The organism is Microbulbifer maximicatervae (SeqCode), from assembly GCF_056232625.1.
This window is the reverse complement of record NZ_CP174324.1, coordinates 5,140,466-5,161,920: the sequence shown is the minus strand read 5'-3', so window position 1 is coordinate 5,161,920 and position 21,455 is coordinate 5,140,466. Positions and strand designations below refer to the sequence as shown.

Genomic DNA, 21,455 nt, shown 5'->3' with positions numbered 1-21,455 from the left:
ATTACAACAGTTCAGGAGAAAAAATTAATTAACGCTATTTGAGTGGTAAATCATAGCCTGCCAAACATTTTGCTGACCACTCACATAGTTGTCATAGGTGGGGTTTTTAATATAAGTCCAAGCCACTTTTCCATCGCCTAAGTACATAGGTTCATCCAAACCACCCCATCCATAATTAGGTAACTCAATTGGCCCTTCAAGTACGTTTAGATCTGCATCGACTTCCATTACATAAAAGGCTTTTGGCACTAATAATCTTTTAGAGCCGCTGTCGGCATAAATACGGTTATAGGCAAGGTTATCAGAAATGCACTGGAACTTTGCATACCCAAATAAGTAACGTCCATTTTTTAAATCAATAAGTTGTGGATCACTAATTTGGCAATCATCATCCTCAACCAACCAATTAAAACCCTGGCCTTCCATACTACCGGTAGAGCTGACTTTGGCGATACCAATACGGGTTAAAGAGCTGGAGTCTAATGCATCACCGGAATAAAGTCCCTGCCTTGTTATTGTGGAGAAACTATCGTCATCTTCCCAATAGTTATAACTCATGTAGGACAGGAAACAGTTTGTGGTGTCGTAATCTGCACAATCATCATCAAACGGGCCTTCCCCAGATGGATCAATACCGACTTCGTCCTGGAGAAAGCGATCCATATCCGCATCTTCAATATATTTAGGCGAGACAATCAAAGAAAGGTTCGTATTGGCATCCACTGGTACAACAGTATGACCGCCACCATTTGATACCATCGCAGACGTTGATGGTACGAAGTGATTAAAGCGCCCTTCTGTAGACGAACTGGAAGTTTCCATTTTCACTGCAATGGTTCCGAGTTGCCCATGAGTGCTACCTATCCAGTCGTTCCAATCACTGGTACAAATTGCACCAAACATCTCATTGTCTGGATTATAGAATGAGCGAATGTTTACTACATGACCATCGCCGCAGGCCCAATACCAACCGCGATTATCTGAGCTGCTCATATCCAGGGACCAATTATTACGGTCAATAACCGTTAAGCCTGCCGAATAGTGAGAACTCCCATTTCCATCAAATACCCGTGCAGAAACTGAGAAACCATAGCTACTACGACCCTGGCTGTCATCCTCAACATAAATCAGCTCTTGTGCGCCAAGATGAGTTCCACCGTGCATTTTATTTACTACGTAAGCATCAGGAACTTCACTTAAAGGCTGATTTTCCCACTCTAGCAGCCAAATCTGCTCGTTATAGCTGTAACTGGCATCTCGAATGTGCTGCAGTAAATCGTCATAGTCGCCAGAGGAAAGACTGGAAATAATATACTCCATCTCCTCTTGCATATCGGACCCTTTAATAGTGGTAAAGGATGGCGAATCCCCAAAATCAGTATCCGGGAAGTTTGCCTCCAAACCGGCAAGGAAATCGTCAAACGTCAGCGTAGGGTGTTCAGTAAAGAAGTCGATATATTTACCGTGATTGGTCGCAACCAGAAGACCAATTTCATTCGCAATACGGGATTCAATGGTGTCAATGTTATCTTCCATTTTCATCCACGTTGAACCGTATTGCTCAACAAGGTCAGCTTCAACCTCATAACGCTCATTGGCTTGATAATCTGTATTGCATAGAACTGCTACTGTGGAGCAATCAGAGCTTACAGCCACACCGTGGGATTCATAACACTGATTTAACAGCGTTGCATTACCTGTTGGCTCAAAACTGGAAGTATCCGGATCATACTGTAGCTCATAAATAGAACCGTGAGTTGTATCCGCAGCAGTGTCCCCCTCTGACAAAGTAGTGGAAACAAACATTCTCGGAGTATCGGTATCTGTTGCACAGGTCGCAGTATAACTACGAATCGGGATATCAATATCCTCTTCATCCTGCTCCCCGTCAGTTCGCGCTATATAGTGTGCCATCTGGTAAACCTCACGGGCATTGTTCATACCTTCTGGCAAAGTTACGTCAATGGCAGTCAAAGAGGCGAAGCCTAAATCTGTATGCTCTACGTCTCCCACCACAACTGTAGTGCCCACATTATCCGAGATCGGATTATCATCGCTGCCGGACGAACCCTGATCGCTACCACTACCGCTACCGCTACCGCTACCGCCACTATTATTACCACTACCGCTACTATCTGAAGAGGGGTTATCCGAATCCGAAGAGGAGCTCCCTCCACCACCTCCACACGCGGCCAGCAATGCCGTCAAAGAAAGCGCTATTAACTTCTTATTTATCAGTAAACCCATCAGCTCTGCCCAACTCGTATGTCACTAAGATAATTTGTTATTGCTTGCTGTCATCCATTGAATTTTTATCCTCAATTGATGACCAAGTGCGCACTTTAAAGTGATGCAATCGATTGTCTGTGAACTGGTTTTAGAACCTGGCTGAGACCGATAAGTGGTAATTTTGCAGCGATAAACGGTACTAAAATACCAAAGCAGTAATAGTCGTATCATGAATGGTAATTGGGCGATACTTTACTAATATACAACTACAACGAACTGTTTCAGCTGCAACAATTGGATAGAAACTAGGAAAGCCGATATAGTGCTATTGATCGGCAATAAGCCAGTTTCCTGATAGATTGTCATTTATTCACAGTTTGGAAGTGTCAATATGAAAAGACTTGCTCTTTTAGCTTCGCTACTCATTCCCAGCCTTTCAATGGCAACCCCAGAGATTAAAGGCTCCCCCCAGGACTTACGCGACCTAATTTACCCAACATCAAGAGTTGTGACTCTCCACGGCAGTGCAAAAGAAACGGCTTATTCAGACCAGGCTATAGTCAATATTATTGTCACCACTGAAGAGCCTCTCCTATCAGACGCCATTGCTAACAATAGTTCTTTGCGTGAACAATTAACCGAGAGCTTGATAAAGGCTGGCATAGACCGAGCTAAGATTAAAAATTCAAAATTTTCATCTTCCCCACAATTTGGTTGGCTAGGCAAAAATCCTTCCAGCTATAAAGTTATTAACAGGGTCGCAATAACTATTAACAAGGAGGGACATTTACAGTCTATCGCAAGGCTAACCGATGAAAATAAAGAAATAGAAATAGTGAGTACTTCTTTTGAGCATTCAGAAGTATCTGAATATACAAAAAAGGTCCGATCTAAGGCACTAGCCAAAATCATGGAACAAAAAGCTGACTATGAGAGAACCCTGAGCATTCAGTTAACACCAGTTAATGTCCGTACAAATAATATCGGCTATCATGGGACAGCGGGAGCTGGAGCAATAGAAGAGGTTATCGTTACTGCTTCCAGAACTCGAAAAAGTAAATTTGAAGATAGCTTTTCAGAAGCATATATAGAAACAGAGGTTAGCTCCTTCGACGAAGTTCAGTATGAGGCTTCGTTGTCCGTGGACTTTCAGGTTGTGCCGTCAGCTACAGCCGATTAACTTTCGATCAAGCATTCAGGTTGGTAGGAGTGAAATAGATACTTCTACCAACTAAATACCCCAGTTGTTTAACCTACCGAAAGTGATAATATCTGGCTAATCTCATTCAAACTACGATTTGACTGGGACTGCCAAGTTTCGATGGCTGCTTTTAGTGCAGCCCAGTCTTTCTTGGAGGAGGGAGACTTGTCGACAACCCCTTCTCGGATTAAGGCTCGAATGGTATCACTTGCAAAAACCAAAGTATCAACTCCCATTCGTCTTAGAAATACTTGGGCAGTCTTACCGCCGAGTCGATCACCACCTTTACGCAAGTACAGAAGATTCTCAATATAGTTGTCTGTATTCCAGCTAGAGAAATACGCTCCCAAACTTCCATGCTCATTAGATAAATGCCAGAAAAAGTCTGCATTTCTCTGAATGGAGCGAGTTTTAGTCCAGTGCTTGATCATACCTTCCTGCCGCATTAGATCATCTAACGCCTCTTCCGGTAAGTAACGACAGAACGAAACATCAAAGCCATAAAAGATCCTCTCTATATCTGGCCACTTTTTTTCAACAACCTTCCAACTAAAACCGGCTTGAAAAACAGCCCGGGATGCCGATGACAACCACTGACTGTCGTGTATCTCTCTCAAGAGCTGCGCAGGCTTTGGCTTCACCAGCTTCGACTGAAGTCCATCTAACCCTCCAAATCGATCAATTACAGGTGCCTCAATGGCGGCGAACTCACGCATAATTCAGACCTTCCAATAAATCTATCTCCATTCTACGCCTATAAATAGAAATTCAAAGTATTTGGATTTTTAGCGGAATACTAACAAGGTGGTGCGTATTTATCCTACCTAAACAACGCGAAAAGCCAACTGACTCTAGAAGTTAATATTTCAGAAAGCTGAAAAAGAAAAGGACATTTCAACTTCCCCAACAAATAAAGGGAAGCTAGCTCCCCTTTATTTACATGATACTTAAGTAGAAATATAAAGAATAATTAGCTACCCATAATCAGACCTATATCTCTAAAATAAGCATAACAGATTTATTACTTAACCTTCTTATCAGTCTCTCCATTTTTATACCCAAGTAAATCGAGGTAAAATGCATACTGTAAAGCGGTCTCCTTATAGCGACGGAAACGACCCGAAGAGCCACCGTGACCTGCTTCCATATTGGTATTGAATAACAACTGATTTTCATCGGTCTTCAATTCGCGTAACTTTGCCACCCATTTCATTGGCTCAAAGTATTGCACCTGGGAATCATGTAGCCCAGTGGTTACCAACATATTGGGGTAATCCTGAGCTTTCACCTGGTCATAGGGAGAATAGGAAAGCATATACTCGTAACTATCCTTATTATTAGGATTGCCCCACTCGTCATACTCATTAACAGTCAGGGGAATTGACTCATCCAGCATGGTAGTTACCACATCAACAAATGGCACCGCCGCAGTAACTCCCCGGTACAAATCCGGCTCCATATTGACTACCGCCCCCATCAACAGCCCCCCGGCACTACCACCTGAAGCAAAGATCTTATCAGGGGCGCCATATTTTAATTTCCCCAACGCCTTGGTAACGTCGATAAAATCAGTGAAAGTATTCTTTTTATTGAACATCTTTCCATCTTCGTACCAGGCACGCCCCAACTTTTGGCCGCCACGAATATGGGCAATAGCAAATACAAAACCACGATCAAGCAAAGACACTACTGAAGAGCGGAACCAGGGGTCAACGGTACTACCGTATGAGCCATAGGCATATTGCAGTAATGGATTAGAGCCATCTTTCTTAAATTTATCTTTACGATAAACCAAAGATACTGGCACCTTAACACCATCGCGTGCAGCTACCAGGATTCCTTCGCTCTGATAGTGCTCTGGGTCAAAACCACCCAGAACCTTGTCTTGTTTAAGCAATTCCAAATCGCCACTATCTAGCTTGGCTTCATAGACACTATTTGGTGTCGTTAAACTCGAATAAGATACTCGAACACTCTCTGAGTCCAAGTTTGGGTTTGAACTCAAGCCCAGCCTATATACTGGATCATTAAACCCGACTTGAAAGTCTTTATTATTCTCTAAATTGATAATTCGGAGACCCGTTTGCCCCGCTTTTCGTTCTATTACTGCCAGATGATGATCAAATAAAGTGAAATCTTCCAACAAAACCTCACTACTATGAGGTATGACTTCCTGCCAATTAGACTTATCTGCTGCGTCATCCATGGCAACCTTCATAAGTCGGAAGTTTTCAGCTTGCCAGTTAGTCATGATATAAAAATCATTCCCTAACTTTAGCGCTGAATACTCATGATCCTCTTCCCGGGGGTATAAGGGAGCAAAATCCGCGAGAGGGGTGTTTGCGTCCAGGATTGACTGGCCACTGCTAGTTGTAGAGCTGTGGTGAATGCGTATCAGCTCCCCATCCCGGGATTTGGAAATCCACGTATAGAAAGCCTTATCCATCTCTTCGTAAACAACAACATCTTCACTCTGTGGCGTGCCCAACTTATGGCGCATTACCTGATAGCCGAGCAGAGTTTGATGGTCTTTATTGATATAGAAGACAGTTTGGTTATCGTTTGCCCAAACGGCAACTGGTGAAGCATTCTCCAATTTATCTGGCAGCATCTCACCAGTCTTTAAGTCCTTGAAGCGAATCGTGTAAACACGGCGCCCAACACTATCTTCAGGATATGCTACCAATTGATTACTGGGAGAAACCGCCAGGCGCCCTACACTAAAGTAGCCGTGGTCTTCAGCCAGCATATTCACATCCAGCAAAACCTCTTCAGGTGCTTCCTGGGTCCCTTTACGTCGCGCGTGGATCGCGTATTCTTTCTCGGGAAGATAGCGGCTGTAATACCAATAACCATTATAGTAAACGGGGACCGTTGATTTATCTTTCTCCAGACGGCCAGTCATTTCCTCAAAGAGTAATTCCTGTAACTCTTTGGTGTGGTTCATTACCGAATCGGTATAAGCATTTTCTGCTTCCAGATGAGCAATAACATCTGGCGCCTTACGTTCATCGTCGCGCATCCAGTAGTAATTATCGATGCGCTCATGGCCATGCATAACCATTTTATGGGGCACCTTCTTGGCTACAGGAGCGGAAGCCTGTTCGCTAAACAAGGTTTTGTCCTCTGCTACTTGGTTATTTTCTGTCTCGCCACACCCTACTAAACCAAGGGTGAGCAACAGTGTTGCTGTGGTTTTATTCATCGAACTCTATCTCCCCTATCTATTTTTCTTTTATCCATTCGCCTGCTTATGCACATCTCACGCTGGCTATGATATAGACAAACACTAACCAGCAAGGATCAACCAGCTCATCCCCGCTATTATCAGCGATGCCGTCACACTAAGTATCGCGCCCTCTCGAACCATATCCTGTATACGTACTTTACCGGTTCCATAAGCAATCGCATTAGGCGCTGTAGCTACAGGCAGCATAAATGCGCAACTGGCACTCATCGCCGCAGGTATCATCAGCACCATGGGCTCAAAACCCGCTGAAGTGGCGGCTACAGCTAAAATTGGCATAAGTAGAGTTGCCGTAGCTGTATTGCTGGTTATCTCTGTCAAGAAGGTCACACTAAGGCATAGAATGACCAACAACAACCACAGTGGCATCGCCGTCAGGAAAGAAAGACCGTTGCCGAGCATATCGCTCAGTCCGGAACTGGAGAAACCTTTTGCTAGCGCTATACCACCGGCAAACAGTAATAGCATTCCCCAGGGGATCGTCTCTGCGGTTTGCCAATCGAGCAGGCGCCCTCCCTTACCGTTAGGCACTAGAAACATAGCGACAACGGCTGCTAGAGCCACGGTTCCGTCACCGGCAGCATCAATACCTATCAATTCGCTCCAACCGCCAAACGGTGCATTGCGAGTAACCCATAGGAGAATTGCCACACCGAAAACCATTAAGGTTCGCTTTTCCTCTTGCCTCCACTCTCCCACTTGAGGGGGCTCAATGTCATTTTTCAGATGCACATGACGGGTCAGCCAGAGGGCCATAATGGGCAGCGTCACCAAAGCAACTGGGACTCCTATTTTCATCCAGCCCAGGAAGCTAAACTCTCGTCCGGTTACTTCCTCGTATATTCCCATAAAAATCACATTTGGCGGCGTGCCCAGAGGAGTACCTACCCCACCCAGACTTGCGGCATAGGCAATACCCAGGATCAGGGCAATACTTAAGCGTTCGTTGTCGATCTTACTGAGAATTGCCAGGGCTATAGGCAGCATCATCAATGTGGTAGCAGTGTTGGAAATCCACATGCTCAGGAAGCCTGCTGCCAGCATAAATCCGAGCACCAGCCTGCGGCCGCTGGAGACGCCCACAATACGCAACATATACAGGGCAAGGCGCTCGTGGGCCCCACTTTTCTCCAGGGCCTTGGACAAAATAAAGGCCCCCATCAGTAACAGAATGACATGACTTCCCAAGGAAGCTGCCACCTCCCGATGATCCGCCACTCCAAATAGAGGCAAGAGGACAAAAGGCACCAGTGACGTTGCGGGGATTGGAAGTGCTTCCGTTATCCACCAGATCACTGTTAACAAGGTAATTGCAGCAGTGACTGCCGGTAGATACTGCATTCCCAACGCTGATACAAAGAAATAGAAGGCCACAGCAAAAAGAGGCCCCAAAACTATAAAGTGCTGCCGCGCAATCGACATACCTGCCCCCAACAACTCAAGGGTTGATTTTTATAAGTTTATATTTCCTGAGATTGTAGGTTCAGGCCAGTAAAGGCAACTGTTAACGCATCTCAGGCAGGTATACAAAATACAAGAAAGTAGGCGGTCTGCGCAGTACTTCAGAGGAAGAAATTCTATAAGCGTTTAGGAGCAACATGGAGTAAACATAACTGCTTAATTTTCACTCACAGTATTAACCTTCACATTGTGATGCAAGCAAGTAACCACTTATTGAGTAGAGCCCATCAAATAAGAAAATCTATCAGCGGACACTTTTAGAAAAATAGGTAAAAATATACAATAATGACACTCCATTATTTTTAGCTTTTTAGTCCGCACTAAATAGATGCTCAGCCATCCTAAAGTGAGGACTAGTATAAAAAGCGACCAGTTAGTATATGAGGTACCCCTTGAAACGCACCGCTATCGCCGCTGTTATCGCGTTATTCAGTTCCAGTATTTACGCCGAAGAACAGCCTTTCTATCTGAAGGCTTCTCTGGGTTTCACACAGTTCGACTCCTCCGATAACGCCTATGTGACCAAGGAAGACTTAGACTCTACTGGTTATGGATTTACTCTTGGTTATCGCATCAATAAGTATATTGCTATTGAAGTAGGAATGACTGATCTGGGTAGCCTAGAGCAGCAATCTAGATATGAACTGCACGATGAAGGTGAATATGACATTGATGGCTATAAATATATCGTAGATGTTTCTTCTGCTAGCCACGCTAAAACCGAGTATAAATCGTACAGCCTTGGCACTGCATTTACGGCACAATTGCACAGACACCTAAACGCAAGCGCCAGATTTGGAGTTCACCAATGGCGCAAAACCTCTGGTGGCACAGCTAGTTACGCCTATTCCGGCAGCTGGTATTCCCCAAGTGGAGAGCTCCTGGAGTCAGAAAGCGACTCTTGGTCTGGAGATTGGGATGCTGAGAAAGAGAGCAGCAGTAATCCCTACTATGGTGCAGAAATATCCTGGTCTACTGGCACTTGGGATATTGGCCTTGAGCACACCATCTTTGAAATAGAAGATGAGAAAGCTAACTTCACTGCACTGGGAATCATTTACAGCTTCTAATTCCTGTAAAGCATTTGGCCTCGGGAGGAAGTGAGTACCCACATACCTCTTCCCAGGGCTTAAAACGGAACATCTAGAGCCACCCCCGTAGTCCAAACTTTTGAATCTGGTCATCTCCCCTGTACATCTCGCTGGCATCCGTCAAACTATCGCCCACAATAGCTAGTAGTAGAATGGGGGCGGAAAGGAATCATGAGCAATATACCCAATACCGTGGAAGTCCTGGAGAAGCTCCGCTGGAATGCTCACCTGTGCAAACACAGCCACTTTCGAGCCTCTATGAAGGGGCGCAATTTGCATGTGCTTTGCGGGGTGCCCATCGTTGTCGTCAACTTATTCCTCGGTTCGCTTTTCTTCTCCTTGATCAATGCGGAGCTGCCTGATTGGACCAAGTGGAGTGGTGCGGCGCTGGCCCTGCTGGCCGCGCTATTGGGCGGTGTGCAAACTTTCTTCAATTTTAAAAAGAACTATGAGGGACACCGGCAGGTAGGCAACGAGTACCTTGCAATCGCCAGGGAGTGCGAGCGGCTGATCGCCCTTTACTTCGACGATATCCTGGATCTTGAACATCTATCCAAGAAGATCTCAGAACTGAATACACGCTACAGCGAAATCAACCAGCGAGCGGAAGAGTTTATTGTGTCAGATAAGGTATACAGGCAAGCGGTGCATATCCAGAATCAAAAGGCCAACCGGGAGCCCTCTCTGGTAGAGCAGATGCGTAATCGCCAGGCTGCTGCGCAAAGAGTCGCCGAGGAGGCTCTCGAAATCGCAGAGAGCAGCCACTAACTCCCCCATCAATACCGCAGTACTTTCCTGGGGAAGTGGTAACTTCCCCACTTCCTATAGTAACAAACCGAAAAATGCAGACAGATCACAGTAGTCATCAACCCAGCACAGACACTTACCCATTATGCTATTTAGCCACCGATATCGGTACACCGAGCAATGTCGGCGGCCTATTTCGTATCGCAGATGCACTCGGCGTAGAGAAAATTTATTTAACTGGTGAAAGCCTGGTTCCACCTAATTCCAAAATTCGGAAAGTTTCCCGGTCTACAGAAAAGTACGTTCCCTACGAATATCACTCATCTGCAGTCAATATCGCGCAAACCTTAAAAAATAAGGGCTATCGATTAATTTGCCTGGAGATTGCCTCAAATAGCGTCGAACTCAAAGATACCCCCGTTTCCAAAGGGAATAAAATATGTTTGGTATTGGGTTCTGAAAAGGATGGGGTCAACCCCGAACTTCTGGAGCTGGCAGATGCTGTGGTACACATACCTATGCAGGGTATCAATTCCTCAATGAATGTTACTTCCGCCTGTGCTATAGCGACCTATGCTTTGCTGGAAAAAATTTAGTCGGGCACTTTGACCATTATGTTTTTCTGATTAACATAGTCGGGATCACCGCCCAACCTTTTATTGCAGTTCAATCCATTAATTGCCTGGATCTCCGCATTGCTCAAATTAAAATCAGATAATAAGAAGTTATTGCGAATGTGATCCAGGCTTTCCGCCTTGGGAATAACTATGCGATGCTGCTGGATATTCCACTTAAGGATAACCTGCCCCGAAGTCACCCCGTGATTTTTCGCAATATCCACAATTACTGGATCTATGAGAGGTTTTTCATGAGCCTCGACACCGCTCCATGTAGATCCCGACCCCAAAGGAGACCAGCTGCAAATCGCAATTTTATGGAACTGGCAATAATCTACTAAAGGCTGCTGAGTGAAATAGGGATGCAGTTCAATTTGATTACAAACAGGGCGCACTTCCGAGAAAGTCGCCAGTTGTTCAATATCAGATTTACGAAAGTTTGACACTCCCAGGGCCCGCACTTTTTTCTGCTGGTAAAGCGCCTCCATTGCACCCCAGGTCTCCCGGGTATAGGCCGGCATAGGCCAATGGATCAGATATAGGTCCAGGTATTCCAGCTGCAATCGCTCAAGGCTACGGGCAAATGCATCGTGAGTTTTATTGGTTCCCTGCTCCGTATCCCAAACTTTACTGGTAATAAAAAGCTCTTCCCTCGCTAAGCCGGATTCTTTGATCGCTCTTCCCAGAGCTCGCTCATTTCCATAGACCGATCCTGTGTCAAAATGACGATATCCCACAGACATGGCTTTCAAAATAACTTCTGTTACATACTCATCATCCTGCTGCCAGCTGCCAATCGCAGCCATTCCCATGCCGAGCTGAGGTATCTCTACACCGTTATTCAATTCGAGAAAATACATAATCAATATCCTTTCAGACTACTGAGCGGTAAATCAGCAAGGACCAAGAGGGAATAGAACCGGGGTCACATTTATTTCGCTGAGTGTAGGCCGTACAGAAGTCAACGCGTAGAAAACAGCGAACTCACGCCAACTCCTGACTGCTAATCACTCACCATGCAATAAAAAGAAACTAATTTTCTAAGTTCAGTGAATATAAGCAATTATTTTGGAGGAAGTGAGCCCGCAAATACCGCTCCACGACTGACCCAGTTATCCAAATCCTCTGCGACAGCATCTTCTTCCACATACACCATGCCTTTTAAGGGGCGCCCGGTGTAATCCATAGGCCGGGTATAGCGTTCGGCCAACGCAGTTTGATACTCATCAGGCCCAACCCGGACCATCAACTCCTCTCCAACAACCCCACAGGCCATATTGCCATTCAACATAAAAGCGAGACCTCCAAACATCTGCTTTTCACTGAGGCCTTCATTTCCCTGAAGTAATTTGCGCACTTTTTCAGCCAGAGTTTCGCTGTACGCCATAGTTTTCTCCTTAATCACTTTTACCAGGCAGGAATACCCCCTCAGAAACTGCTTTTTTCTGAAAAGGTTAAAAACGATGAAATTTGAAAAGAATCGAGCGGAATTAAATGTGAACCCTAATCCCAACAAGACATTGGATGGAGCAATGAGCAAGTAAACTGCAAATACAACAGATAACTGCACCATAGCAAAAACGTTATTTCGAATAATCGTTTAAGTATAGCAGTAGCTGAAGTTTCTACTTTAAGGAAGGGAAAAAATACGCCAAGAAATGAAAGGGCTGAAAAATATTACAGAAATATTTCTATTTTTACTAAAGATTGTGGTGACCTGAAACGGCCACCACAATCTTTACGCGTACCTCGGCAGGCAAAAACCGAGGGAATGACTTGTCTTAGTCGACAAACACCCGCGCGTTGCGGAACAAGCGCATCCAGCCGGAATCTTCTTTCCACTCATCTGGATGCCAGCTATTGCTGACAGCTCGAGCAACACGCTCAGGATGCGGCATCATAATAGTCACGCGGCCATCCTCAGAACTCAGGGAGGTAATACCATTTACCGAGCCGTTGGGGTTGGCCGGATAAGTTTGGGTAATTTCCCCTTTGTTATTCAGGTAGCGCATCGCGATAGTGCCGGAAGCTTCACACTTCTCCAGCGCCTGCTGGTCAGCAAACTCCACTCGCCCCTCACCATGAGCAACGGCAACCGGCATGTAAGTACCCGCCATACCTTTAAACAACACGGAAGGTGAGTCTTCAATGCCTACCAGTGCGAAGCGCGCTTCATACTGCTCAGAGAGGTTGCGCACAAAGCGCGGCCAGTGATCCGCACCTGGAATCAGCTCTTTGATCACTGAGAACATCTGGCAACCGTTACACACCCCCAAGCCGAAGGTATCGTTGCGATTGAAGAAGCCCTCAAACTGATCGCGGGCACGATCGTTAAACAGGATGGTTTTAGCCCACCCCTCACCGGCACCCAGTACGTCGCCATAAGAGAAGCCACCACAGCCCACCAAGCCTTTGAACTCATCCAACGCTACACGGCCAGACAGGATGTCACTCATATGTACGTCGACAGCGTTAAAGCCAGCGCGGTAGAAAGAGTGCGCCATTTCCACTTGGCTATTCACACCCTGCTCTCGCAGTACAGCAACTTTCGGGCGAACACCTTTAGCGATATAGGGTGCGCTGATATCGTCGTTGATATCGAAAGTGAGGTTTACTGTCAGGCCCGGGTCTTCTTTGGCAATTGCAGCGAATTCCTGCTCGGCACACTCGGCGTTATCACGCAGGGACTGGATACGATAGCTGGTTTCCGACCAGATCTGCTGCAATTCAGCACGGGAGCGCTTGAAGATTTCAACACCGTTATTAGTGATGCACAGGTGTTCGTTATTGTTCAGGTAACCGATCTTGTGGGTGGGTACACCCACAGCGGCAAAGCGCTGTACCAGCATATCCGCTTCACAGGCGGGAACCTGCAATACCGCACCCAGCTCTTCACTGAACAGCGCCGCAATCGGGTCTTCACCCAGTTCGTAGATTTCCACATCCATACCCACGCGGCCGGCAAAGCCCATTTCCGCCAGGGTTGTAAATAGACCGCCGTCAGCGCGGTCGTGGTAGGCCATGATCAGGTCTTCATTCAGAGCCTGCTGTACCACCTCGAAGAAACCTTTCAGCTTCTTGGCATCGTCCAGGTCTGCGGGCTTGTCACCCAGCTCGTTGTATACCTGCGCCAGACAGGAGCCGCCCAAGCGATTTTTGCCGGCACCCAGATCGATAAACAGTAACTCACTCTCACCTTTATCGGTGCGCAGCTGCGGTGTCACTGTCTTGCGGACATCAGTTACCGGAGTAAAGGCAGAAATTACCAGAGACAGCGGTGCAGTAACCGATTTCTGCTCGCCCTCTTCCTCCCAGGCAGTGCGCATAGACATGGAGTCTTTGCCCACCGGGATGGTAATGCCCAATTCAGGACACAACTCCATACCCACCGCTTCTACGGTTCGATAAAGTTTTTCCTCTTCACCCGGATGGCCCGCTGCACACATCCAGTTAGCGGAGAGTTTGATATCGGACAGTTGCTTCACTGGGGTACAGGCGATATTGGTAATTGCCTCACCCACTGCCAGGCGGCCCGAGGCCGGTGCATCCAGCAATGCCACCGGGGTGCGCTCACCCATAGACATGGCTTCGCCGGCGTAGCTGTCATAGGCAACGGTAGTTACCGCGCAATCAGCCACCGGCACCTGCCAGGGACCGACCATCTGATCGCGGGAAACCTGACCGGTTACAGTGCGGTCACCGATAGTGATCAGGAAGCTCTTGCTAGCAACTGTGGGCAGGCGCAGCACCCGCTCAGCCGCTTCATTCAGGTCGATATCTACTGTGGAAAATGCCTTACTTTCCACCTGGCGAGTTTCTGCTTCACGGTGCATGCGCGGCGGCTTGCCGAACAACACCGACATCGGCAGGTCTACAGGCTTGGATTCGAATTGCTTGTCATTTAACAGCAGGTGCTTGTCTTCGGTAGCTTCACCAACAACGGCGTAAGGCGCGCGCTCACGCTCACAGATTTGCTCGAAGCGCTCCAGATCTTCCGGCATCACTGCCAGTACATAGCGCTCCTGGGACTCGTTACACCAAATTTCCAGCGGGCTCATACCCGGCTCATCACAGGGCACATTGCGCAGTTCAAAATTACCGCCGGTACCGCCATCTTTCACCAACTCGGGGAAAGCATTGGACAAACCGCCCGCACCCACATCGTGGATAAAGGCAATGGGGTTGCTCTCACCCAACTGCCAGCACTGGTCGATCACCTCTTGGCAGCGACGCTCGATTTCCGGGTTTTGGCGCTGTACTGAAGCGAAATCCAGATCTTCAGAGCTGGAGCCGCTGGCCATACTGGAGGCTGCACCACCACCGAGGCCAATCAACATGGCCGGGCCACCCAGCACTACCAGTTTGGCGCCAGGGGAAAACTCGGGCTTGTCTACATGCTCTTCGCGGATATTGCCGTAACCACCAGCCAACATGATCGGCTTGTGATAGCCGCGACGCTCGCCATCGAAATTTTCTTCAAAGGTACGGAAGTAACCGCAGATATTCGGGCGGCCAAACTCATTGTTAAATGCTGCACCACCGATCGGGCCTTCGGTCATAATATCCAGAGCGGTAACAATACGCTCAGGCTTGCCATAGCTGGCTTCCCAAGGCTGCTCCCAGCCGGGAATGCGCAAGTTGGAAACCGTAAAACCGGTCAGGCCCACTTTTGGTTTGGAGCCACGGCCAACTGCACCTTCATCACGAATTTCACCACCGGCCCCGGTACCAGCACCAGAGAAAGGAGCAATCGCGGTAGGGTGATTGTGGGTTTCCACTTTCATCAGCAGATGAATGGCTTCAGTGCTGAAACCGTATTCCTTACTGTCAGGATCCGGGTAGAAACGCCCCGCTTCGCTACCAGTAACGACGGCTGCATTATCCGCATAGGCGGACAACACATTGTCACCACCCTTCTGGTAGGTATTCTTGATCATGCCAAACAGGGAGTGCGGCATTTCTTCGCCATCGATGGTCCAGGAGGCATTGAAGATCTTGTGGCGGCAGTGCTCGGAGTTTGCCTGGGCAAACATCATCAGCTCTACATCTGTGGGATTGCGCTCCAGCTCTTGGAAACTGGTGAGCAGGTAATCAATCTCATCTTCGGCCAAGGCCAAGCCCAAGGTGACATTGGCATCTTCCAGAGCTTCGCGACCGCCCTCGAGAATATCCACACCGCGCAACGGGCGCGGCGCTTCTTCTACAAATAATTGCTCAGCTTGAGCAAAATCGGTGAATACCGCTTCAACCATACGATCGTGTAAGCGGGAGGCCAGCACAAGGCGTTCAGCTTCGGTTAACTCGACACCGGTAACGTAGTAGGCGATGCCACGCTCCAGGCGATGAACTTTGTTCAGGCCAGTGTTATGAGCAATGTCAGTAGCCTTGGAAGACCAGGGAGAAATTGTGCCCGGACGCGGCACTACCAGGATCAACTCGCCTTTCGGCTCGTGTTTTTCCTCGGTTGGGCCGTATTGGAGCAATCGCTCCAGCAGGGCCATCTCCTGGTTATCCAGTGAGTCGCTGTCTGCAAAGTGAACGAACTCAGCGTAGAGATCGTCGATGGTCGGTTGCAGCGCGCGCAGTTGATTGAGCAGGTTTTTATGGCGGAATTTCGACAGTGCAGGAGCACCACGCAGAACTAACATTGCGGGAGATAGCCTCTTGTCTAAATGAGAAAGATTGCGCGAATGGGATTTCGCACAAGGCCCCGGAAATTTGAGAGGCGCAATTGTACCTGAAGCATCGCCACTCCAACACACCCGCCCGACACTTGGGTACACATGAACTAATTAGTAACCTGAATGTTCAAAAGAGCAGCAAGCTTGTCTGTAAATATACCAACTTTGTATCAAAGTCAGGTTCGCCTACCTAAGTCTGTAATGCTTTGCAAGCGCGCAGATCACAGTGTTCAAAAGACAAACTGGGCAGATTGTCGTCAAATAATGTAAAATTGGCGGACTGCGTCAAATTTTGCCCTCGTATTTGAGAGCGAAATCGACATACAGGGCCTTAGGCACAACAGCAAAAAAACCAACGGACTAGCTAGAGAGGACAGCCTATGATGATGAAAAGCCGTATGCTGCGCTACGTCCGCCGTGTGTGCAAAGGGATCGCCTTATCCTGCTGCGCCTCCCTGCTGGTTGCCAGTAAAGCACCGAATACACTCGAGCGTGTCAAAGCCACCGGTGAATTGGTTGTCCTGTCACAAAACGGCCCCACCACTTATTACGAAGACGCCTCCGGCAACCCGACGGGCTTTGAATACGGCATGCTGCGTGCATTTGCTGAGGAGCTGGGGGTGAAATTGGTAATTCGCGACGTGCACGATCTGGACGAAATGTTCGATCAGCTGCGCGACCCGGAGGGTGGTGCGCACTTCGCGGCTGCCGGCCTCACGGTAACTCCAGAGCGTCGCGAACAAGTCCGCTTTACCCCATCCTATTTTGAGATTCGCCAACAGGTTATCTACCGAGTTGGCGAACAGCGGCCGCGCAAAACTAGCGATCTCGAAGGAAAAAAGGTCGCCGTCATCGCGGGCAGCGCTCACGCAGAAGAAATGAAGAAACTCTCCACCCGCTATACTGAGTTGGATTGGGAGGAAGTCTCCGACGTGGACGCCATGGAATTGGTAGAGATGGTGCAGGAAGGAAAATACAATTATGCAATTGTCGATTCCAACGCCTATGCAGTTCACCGTGGCCTTTACCCAAACACCGCGGTTGCGTTCAACCTCACACAGTTCCAGCCGGTTTCCTGGGCCTTCCCACAAAGTGATGACGACAGCCTCTATCGCAGTGCACGCCGCTTTATGTTGCGCGCCAATACCAATGGCATGATTGCCCAGTTGCGGGAAGAATTTTTCGGCCACGTCAGCGACCTAAATGTGGGCGGCGCCAAGGCCTTTGCCAAGCGCAGCCGCGAGCGCCTGCCCCAGTGGCGCGGCACCATGCAAAAGGTTGCCGACCAATATGACCTCGACTGGCACTTACTCGCGGCCCTCAGCTACCAGGAATCCTATTGGAATCCGCGCGCCCGCTCTCGCACCGGTGTACGCGGCCTGATGATGCTGACTCTGAACACCGCAAAAGATCTCGGTGTAAACCGCCTAAACCCCGAAGAGAGCATTGAGGGTGGTGCCCGCTATATCGTACAAATCCGCAACAAACTGCCGGATCGCATTCGCGAACCCGACAGAACCTGGATGGCACTGGCTGCCTACAACGTAGGCTATGGCCACCTTGAGGATGCCCGGGTACTGACAGAACGAATGGGCGGCAATCCAGATCTATGGCCCGATGTGCGCGAACACCTGCCCCTTCTGGCCAAGCGTCAGTATTACAAGACCACCAAACACGGCTATGCCCGAGGCTGGGAACCGGTGACTTATGTACAGAATATCCGCCACTATCAAGCCCTTCTGAGCTGGAGTAGCCGCATCGAGGAACAACGACTGGCCGCAGCCAATGATGAAAACGGCGGGATCCTTGCTGAGAACAGCGCAGTGAATTCCGAAGCCAGCGCCGCCCCCGCTCTCTAATCCCCCTCTAGGCCAGCTTAGCCTGGCCGAAGAAAGCCCCAAATATCTCCACCTTAATCTATATTCATCTGGTCCCGATTGGAGTGCCTGAGCGATGGATAATCCAGATACGGTAAGAGAGATCGAGCAGTTTATTGACTACCTCGTGCAGGCCGGGGTGTACTGCAGAGAAGACGAACTGGAAAGTGTCTACCACCGGGAAATGCAGGTCTTCATACTAGACCCTTCGGACCGGGTCACGGTGGCAGACAAAACGGCCTTCATCAATATGTTTAAAGCCAAGCGTGACGCGGGTGAACTACCTCTCAACGACTGGAAAAAAATTCACCACATAGTGGCAAATGAAAACAGTGCTTTAGTAATCTTCTCGCGGAAAAATAATTTGGCTGGCCAGGAGCAACTGTTAAAACTGGCGATAGATTTGGTGTATGAAGATGGGCGCTGGCAGGTCACGCGGGAAGTTATATTGCTAGAGCCAGCACTTCCTGGTTCAAGCTAGAAATACTCCTTACTCTCAATTGCTTTTAATCTGCTTCCCGAAAATCTGCCAGATTCATCGAAAGAGCTCTAGGTAAAAACTGCAAATCCTCAGGTTCATCAATATCCGCAAGCACATCCAATTGCTGACAGCGCATATCACATTCCAGTAATCGCTCCAGGGTTTGCTGGGCAACGACTTCAGTACTCCAACATATATCTTCAAACAAGCGAGAATGCAGGTACTTCAAGCCCAACAGGGTGTAGCCACCATCATTTGCGGGATACATAACAGAGTCCGTGTGCACTAGCGCCACAGCTGCGGCTCGGAGTCTTTCTGCATTTAATGCCGGACAATCTGTCCCCAATAAAAAGAGCCCCTGGCCAGCGGCATAAGAACTTTTCGCAGCCCGCCACAAGCGCTGACCGAGATCACCTTCTGACTGGCTGTATAGCTTTACCCCCTGAGGCAACTTGAACTCCTGCCAAAAAGGGTGCCTGGAGTTAGGCGCAACATGCAGCTCGACAGGGCCCAGATTCGCCTTAACCGCTTCTGCCAATGTATCCTGCAATAACTGTAATGCGAGAGCGGCTGCGCCCTTCTCTCCCAAAGTAGGAATTAGCCGAGTTTTTGCATACCCTGGCAACGGAGCCTTAGCCATCACTACAAGACGCATGGGCGGCAATAGAAAACTACTCATAGCGTTTTGCCAAACTCTCTGCTGATACGCCCCGCCAGTAATCAAAACGCAATCGCCACATCAATAAAATGGTTCTCAATACGCCGTACTTTTCCCAGCGACGCCCTGAGGTTTCTACTTTTTCACGAGAACAATAGGGCCAGTAATAACTGCGCAAACGGCGACTCAGCTCAATATCTTCCATCAACGGCTGCGCAGGGAATCCACCGATAGTTTCGAACAAACCACGGCGCACAAAAATGGCCTGATCCCCTGTAGCAATACCACTAAAACGAGAGCGTAAATTAACTAAAGTCGCAATCAAGGGAAACCAAAAACTGTGTCCGACAATTTGAATATTAAAACGCCCCCAGTGGGCATTCTCCTTTTCGAGGTTTGTGATGGACTTGAGGGCATCTGCGGGTAGACGGCTATCGGCATGCAAAAACACTAACCACTGACCTTTAGCCATTAACGCACCGGCATTCATCTGAACCGCCCTACCCCGAGTGGCGTGGACCAGCTGCAAACCAGACTGCTCTAGGGTCTCAACACTACCATCGGTACTGCCGCCGTCTACGACAATAACCTCACAATCTTCCTGCACGCTCAATTGCTGCAAGTGCTCCAGTAAAGAGGCTATGTGTTCCTTTTCATTTAATAGAGGAACTATCACACTGAATTGCATTAGTTGCGCCTCCAGCGGTTAAAAACCTCTAAGAAACGTAAAATAGCTGCTGGTGCGTGAGCACGTTTCCAATTGCCCGCGACAAATTTATTGGCTTCACTCATGGTCGGATAGATATGGATGGTTGAGAGAATTTTATTCAACCCCAACCCATGCTTCATCGCTAAAATAAACTCCGCAATTAATTCTGCAGCATTTTCCCCAACAATAGAAACACCTAGTATTTTATCTTTTCCCGGCACCGTAAGGACTTTGACAAATCCTCGCCGCGCACCATCGACTATAGCTCGGTCCAAATGCTCGATATCATAGCGGGTTATCTCGTAATTCACTCCCTGCTCACTAGCAGTTTTTTCAGAAAGGCCTACAGTCGCCACTTCCGGATCGACAAATACAGCACTGGGAACCAGAGAGTAGTCTACGGCAAATTTTTTAATGTCACCGAAAAGGGCATTTACCGCTGCATACCAAGCTTGGTGTGAGGCCATATGGGTAAATTGGTATGGCCCTGCCACATCCCCAGCTGCAAGGATATGTGGATAGCGAGTTCGCAGGTAGCCATCAAGTTTCAACCTGCCATTATCCAGCAAGTCCAGGTTCTCGAGACCTTCGTCGGTTACTTTCGCCTTTCTGCCGAGAGCTAGTATCACCTCATCAAACTCGAGCTTAACCCTATCGCCCTTATTTTCTACAATGAGTATGCCTCCTTCTCGATCAGGAACATCTTCAAACTCAACAGCTTCGTGGTCTGTCAAAATTTTAACGCCATCCAGAGTAAGCGCCTCAGCGACGGCCGCAGATACGTCAGCATCCAACTCCAATAATATAGTGTCGGACCTCTCCACCAGAACCACTTCCGAACCCAACCTGGCCATGGCTTGTGCCAGCTCACAGCCAATAGCTCCCCCACCCAGTAATACCAGCCTGTGGGGAGGGGTTTTTAACTGAGAAAACCGCTCCCATAAAGTATCACTGGTGAGGTAATTCACTTGATCGAGCCCAGGAAAAGGCGGAACACTCGGCTCGGCGCCAGTGGCTAGTACAATAGCCCTTGCCGTCAGGGTTTTCTCCCCTCCACTATTTAATTGGGTTTTAACTGTCCAGGGATCGATAAGCTCTGCAGTTCCCTTGAGCACTTCAACCCCCAGCTCGTTATAGCGCTCCACACTATCATTGGGTTCAATAGTTTTAATCGACTCCCTGATATGTTGCATAACCCGGGGAAAATTAATTGTTGGCTCATGGAGTACAACCCCAAATTCGCCCGCACATCTTGCCCTATGGGCCTGTCGCGCACACATAATCAATGCTTTACTGGGTACACAGCCGGTATTGAGACAATCTCCCCCCATTTTACCTGCTTCGATCAAAGTGACTTTTGCTTTTATCGCCGCAGAGATGTAAGCCGTAACCAGGCCCGCCGCACCACCACCAACGACAATTAAGTTACGATCAAACTTCTTAGGTTTCTGCATAA

At 48.2% G+C, this 21,455-nt stretch carries 16 protein-coding genes; 6 read left to right on the top strand and 10 right to left on the bottom strand.

The window, feature by feature from the left end:
- Positions 1 to 24: 24 nt before the first annotated feature.
- Positions 25 to 2,247, bottom strand: a complete 2,223-nt coding sequence (locus ACJJI6_RS22450) for a hypothetical protein (protein WP_475712093.1) — start codon at positions 2,245 to 2,247, stop codon at positions 25 to 27.
- 373 nt (positions 2,248 to 2,620) lie between these two features.
- Between ACJJI6_RS22450 and ACJJI6_RS22445 the strand changes: the two genes are divergently transcribed.
- Positions 2,621 to 3,409 (top strand): SIMPL domain-containing protein, encoded by a 789-nt coding sequence (locus ACJJI6_RS22445; RefSeq protein ID WP_475712092.1) that lies wholly within the window; start codon positions 2,621 to 2,623, stop codon positions 3,407 to 3,409.
- 68 nt (positions 3,410 to 3,477) lie between these two features.
- Here the strand turns inward: ACJJI6_RS22445 and ACJJI6_RS22440 are convergent, their stop codons facing one another.
- From ACJJI6_RS22440 to ACJJI6_RS22430, 3 genes are all read right to left on the bottom strand, one after another.
- Positions 3,478 to 4,146 carry a DNA-3-methyladenine glycosylase I gene (locus ACJJI6_RS22440; protein ID WP_444896436.1) on the bottom strand — a complete coding sequence of 223 codons (669 nt, stop codon included), beginning with the start codon at positions 4,144 to 4,146 and terminating at the stop codon, positions 3,478 to 3,480.
- Between the two features lie 305 nt (positions 4,147 to 4,451).
- The gene (locus tag ACJJI6_RS22435) at positions 4,452 to 6,635 is read right to left on the bottom strand and encodes a S9 family peptidase (RefSeq protein WP_475712091.1); all 2,184 of its coding nucleotides are present in this window, start codon (positions 6,633 to 6,635) and stop codon (positions 4,452 to 4,454) included.
- An 84-nt stretch (positions 6,636 to 6,719) separates the two neighbouring features.
- Positions 6,720 to 8,099, bottom strand: coding sequence for an SLC13 family permease (locus ACJJI6_RS22430; protein WP_475712090.1), 1,380 nt, complete (start codon positions 8,097 to 8,099; stop codon positions 6,720 to 6,722).
- A 431-nt stretch (positions 8,100 to 8,530) separates the two neighbouring features.
- Between ACJJI6_RS22430 and ACJJI6_RS22425 the strand changes: the two genes are divergently transcribed.
- The 3 genes from ACJJI6_RS22425 to ACJJI6_RS22415 all read left to right on the top strand — a co-directional run bounded on the left by ACJJI6_RS22425 (position 8,531) and on the right by ACJJI6_RS22415 (position 10,572).
- Complete coding sequence (locus ACJJI6_RS22425; RefSeq protein WP_475712089.1) at positions 8,531 to 9,208, top strand: outer membrane beta-barrel protein; 678 nt, start codon at positions 8,531 to 8,533, stop codon at positions 9,206 to 9,208.
- A gap of 192 nt (positions 9,209 to 9,400) precedes the next feature.
- Positions 9,401 to 9,997, top strand: a complete 597-nt coding sequence (locus ACJJI6_RS22420; RefSeq protein ID WP_282933804.1) for an SLATT domain-containing protein — start codon at positions 9,401 to 9,403, stop codon at positions 9,995 to 9,997.
- A gap of 74 nt (positions 9,998 to 10,071) precedes the next feature.
- Positions 10,072 to 10,572, top strand: coding sequence for a TrmH family RNA methyltransferase (locus ACJJI6_RS22415; protein WP_282933805.1), 501 nt, complete (start codon positions 10,072 to 10,074; stop codon positions 10,570 to 10,572).
- On the opposite strand, the gene ACJJI6_RS22410 is transcribed toward ACJJI6_RS22415, so the two are convergent.
- The 3 genes from ACJJI6_RS22410 to purL form a co-directional block, all read right to left on the bottom strand.
- Positions 10,569 to 11,453: an aldo/keto reductase gene (locus ACJJI6_RS22410; RefSeq protein WP_444917952.1), complete on the bottom strand. Its 885-nt coding sequence runs from the start codon at positions 11,451 to 11,453 to the stop codon at positions 10,569 to 10,571. The genes ACJJI6_RS22415 and ACJJI6_RS22410 overlap by 4 nt on opposite strands.
- A 203-nt stretch (positions 11,454 to 11,656) precedes the next feature.
- Entirely contained in the window at positions 11,657 to 11,980 is a 324-nt protein-coding gene (locus ACJJI6_RS22405) for a TfoX/Sxy family protein (protein ID WP_282933807.1), read from the bottom strand.
- A 394-nt stretch (positions 11,981 to 12,374) separates the two neighbouring features.
- Complete coding sequence (gene purL / locus ACJJI6_RS22400) at positions 12,375 to 16,241, bottom strand: phosphoribosylformylglycinamidine synthase (protein WP_475712088.1); 3,867 nt, start codon at positions 16,239 to 16,241, stop codon at positions 12,375 to 12,377.
- A gap of 413 nt (positions 16,242 to 16,654) precedes the next feature.
- On the opposite strand from purL, the gene mltF reads away from it, so the two are divergent.
- On the top strand, positions 16,655 to 18,133 hold the full coding sequence (gene mltF, locus ACJJI6_RS22395; protein ID WP_413662975.1) for a membrane-bound lytic murein transglycosylase MltF: 1,479 nt from the start codon (positions 16,655 to 16,657) through the stop codon (positions 18,131 to 18,133).
- Positions 18,134 to 18,227: 94 nt separating this feature from the next.
- Positions 18,228 to 18,632 carry a hypothetical protein gene (locus ACJJI6_RS22390; RefSeq protein ID WP_475712087.1) on the top strand — a complete coding sequence of 135 codons (405 nt, stop codon included), beginning with the start codon at positions 18,228 to 18,230 and terminating at the stop codon, positions 18,630 to 18,632.
- A gap of 25 nt (positions 18,633 to 18,657) precedes the next feature.
- Here ACJJI6_RS22390 and ACJJI6_RS22385 read toward each other — a convergent pair whose 3' ends face one another.
- Genes ACJJI6_RS22385 through ACJJI6_RS22375 form a run of 3 tightly spaced genes read right to left on the bottom strand, consistent with a single transcriptional unit; the run spans position 18,658 to position 21,453 of the window.
- Positions 18,658 to 19,311, bottom strand: a complete 654-nt coding sequence (locus ACJJI6_RS22385; RefSeq protein WP_444907533.1) for a TIGR04282 family arsenosugar biosynthesis glycosyltransferase — start codon at positions 19,309 to 19,311, stop codon at positions 18,658 to 18,660.
- A complete protein-coding gene (locus tag ACJJI6_RS22380) occupies positions 19,304 to 19,978 on the bottom strand; it encodes a TIGR04283 family arsenosugar biosynthesis glycosyltransferase (RefSeq protein ID WP_444907532.1) in 675 nt (224 codons plus the stop codon). Before ACJJI6_RS22380 ends, ACJJI6_RS22385 begins: the two co-directional genes overlap by 8 nt.
- On the bottom strand, positions 19,978 to 21,453 hold the full coding sequence (locus ACJJI6_RS22375) for a dihydrolipoyl dehydrogenase family protein (RefSeq protein WP_475712086.1): 1,476 nt from the start codon (positions 21,451 to 21,453) through the stop codon (positions 19,978 to 19,980). Before ACJJI6_RS22375 ends, ACJJI6_RS22380 begins: the two co-directional genes overlap by 1 nt.
- Between the last annotated feature and the right edge of the window lie 2 nt (positions 21,454 to 21,455).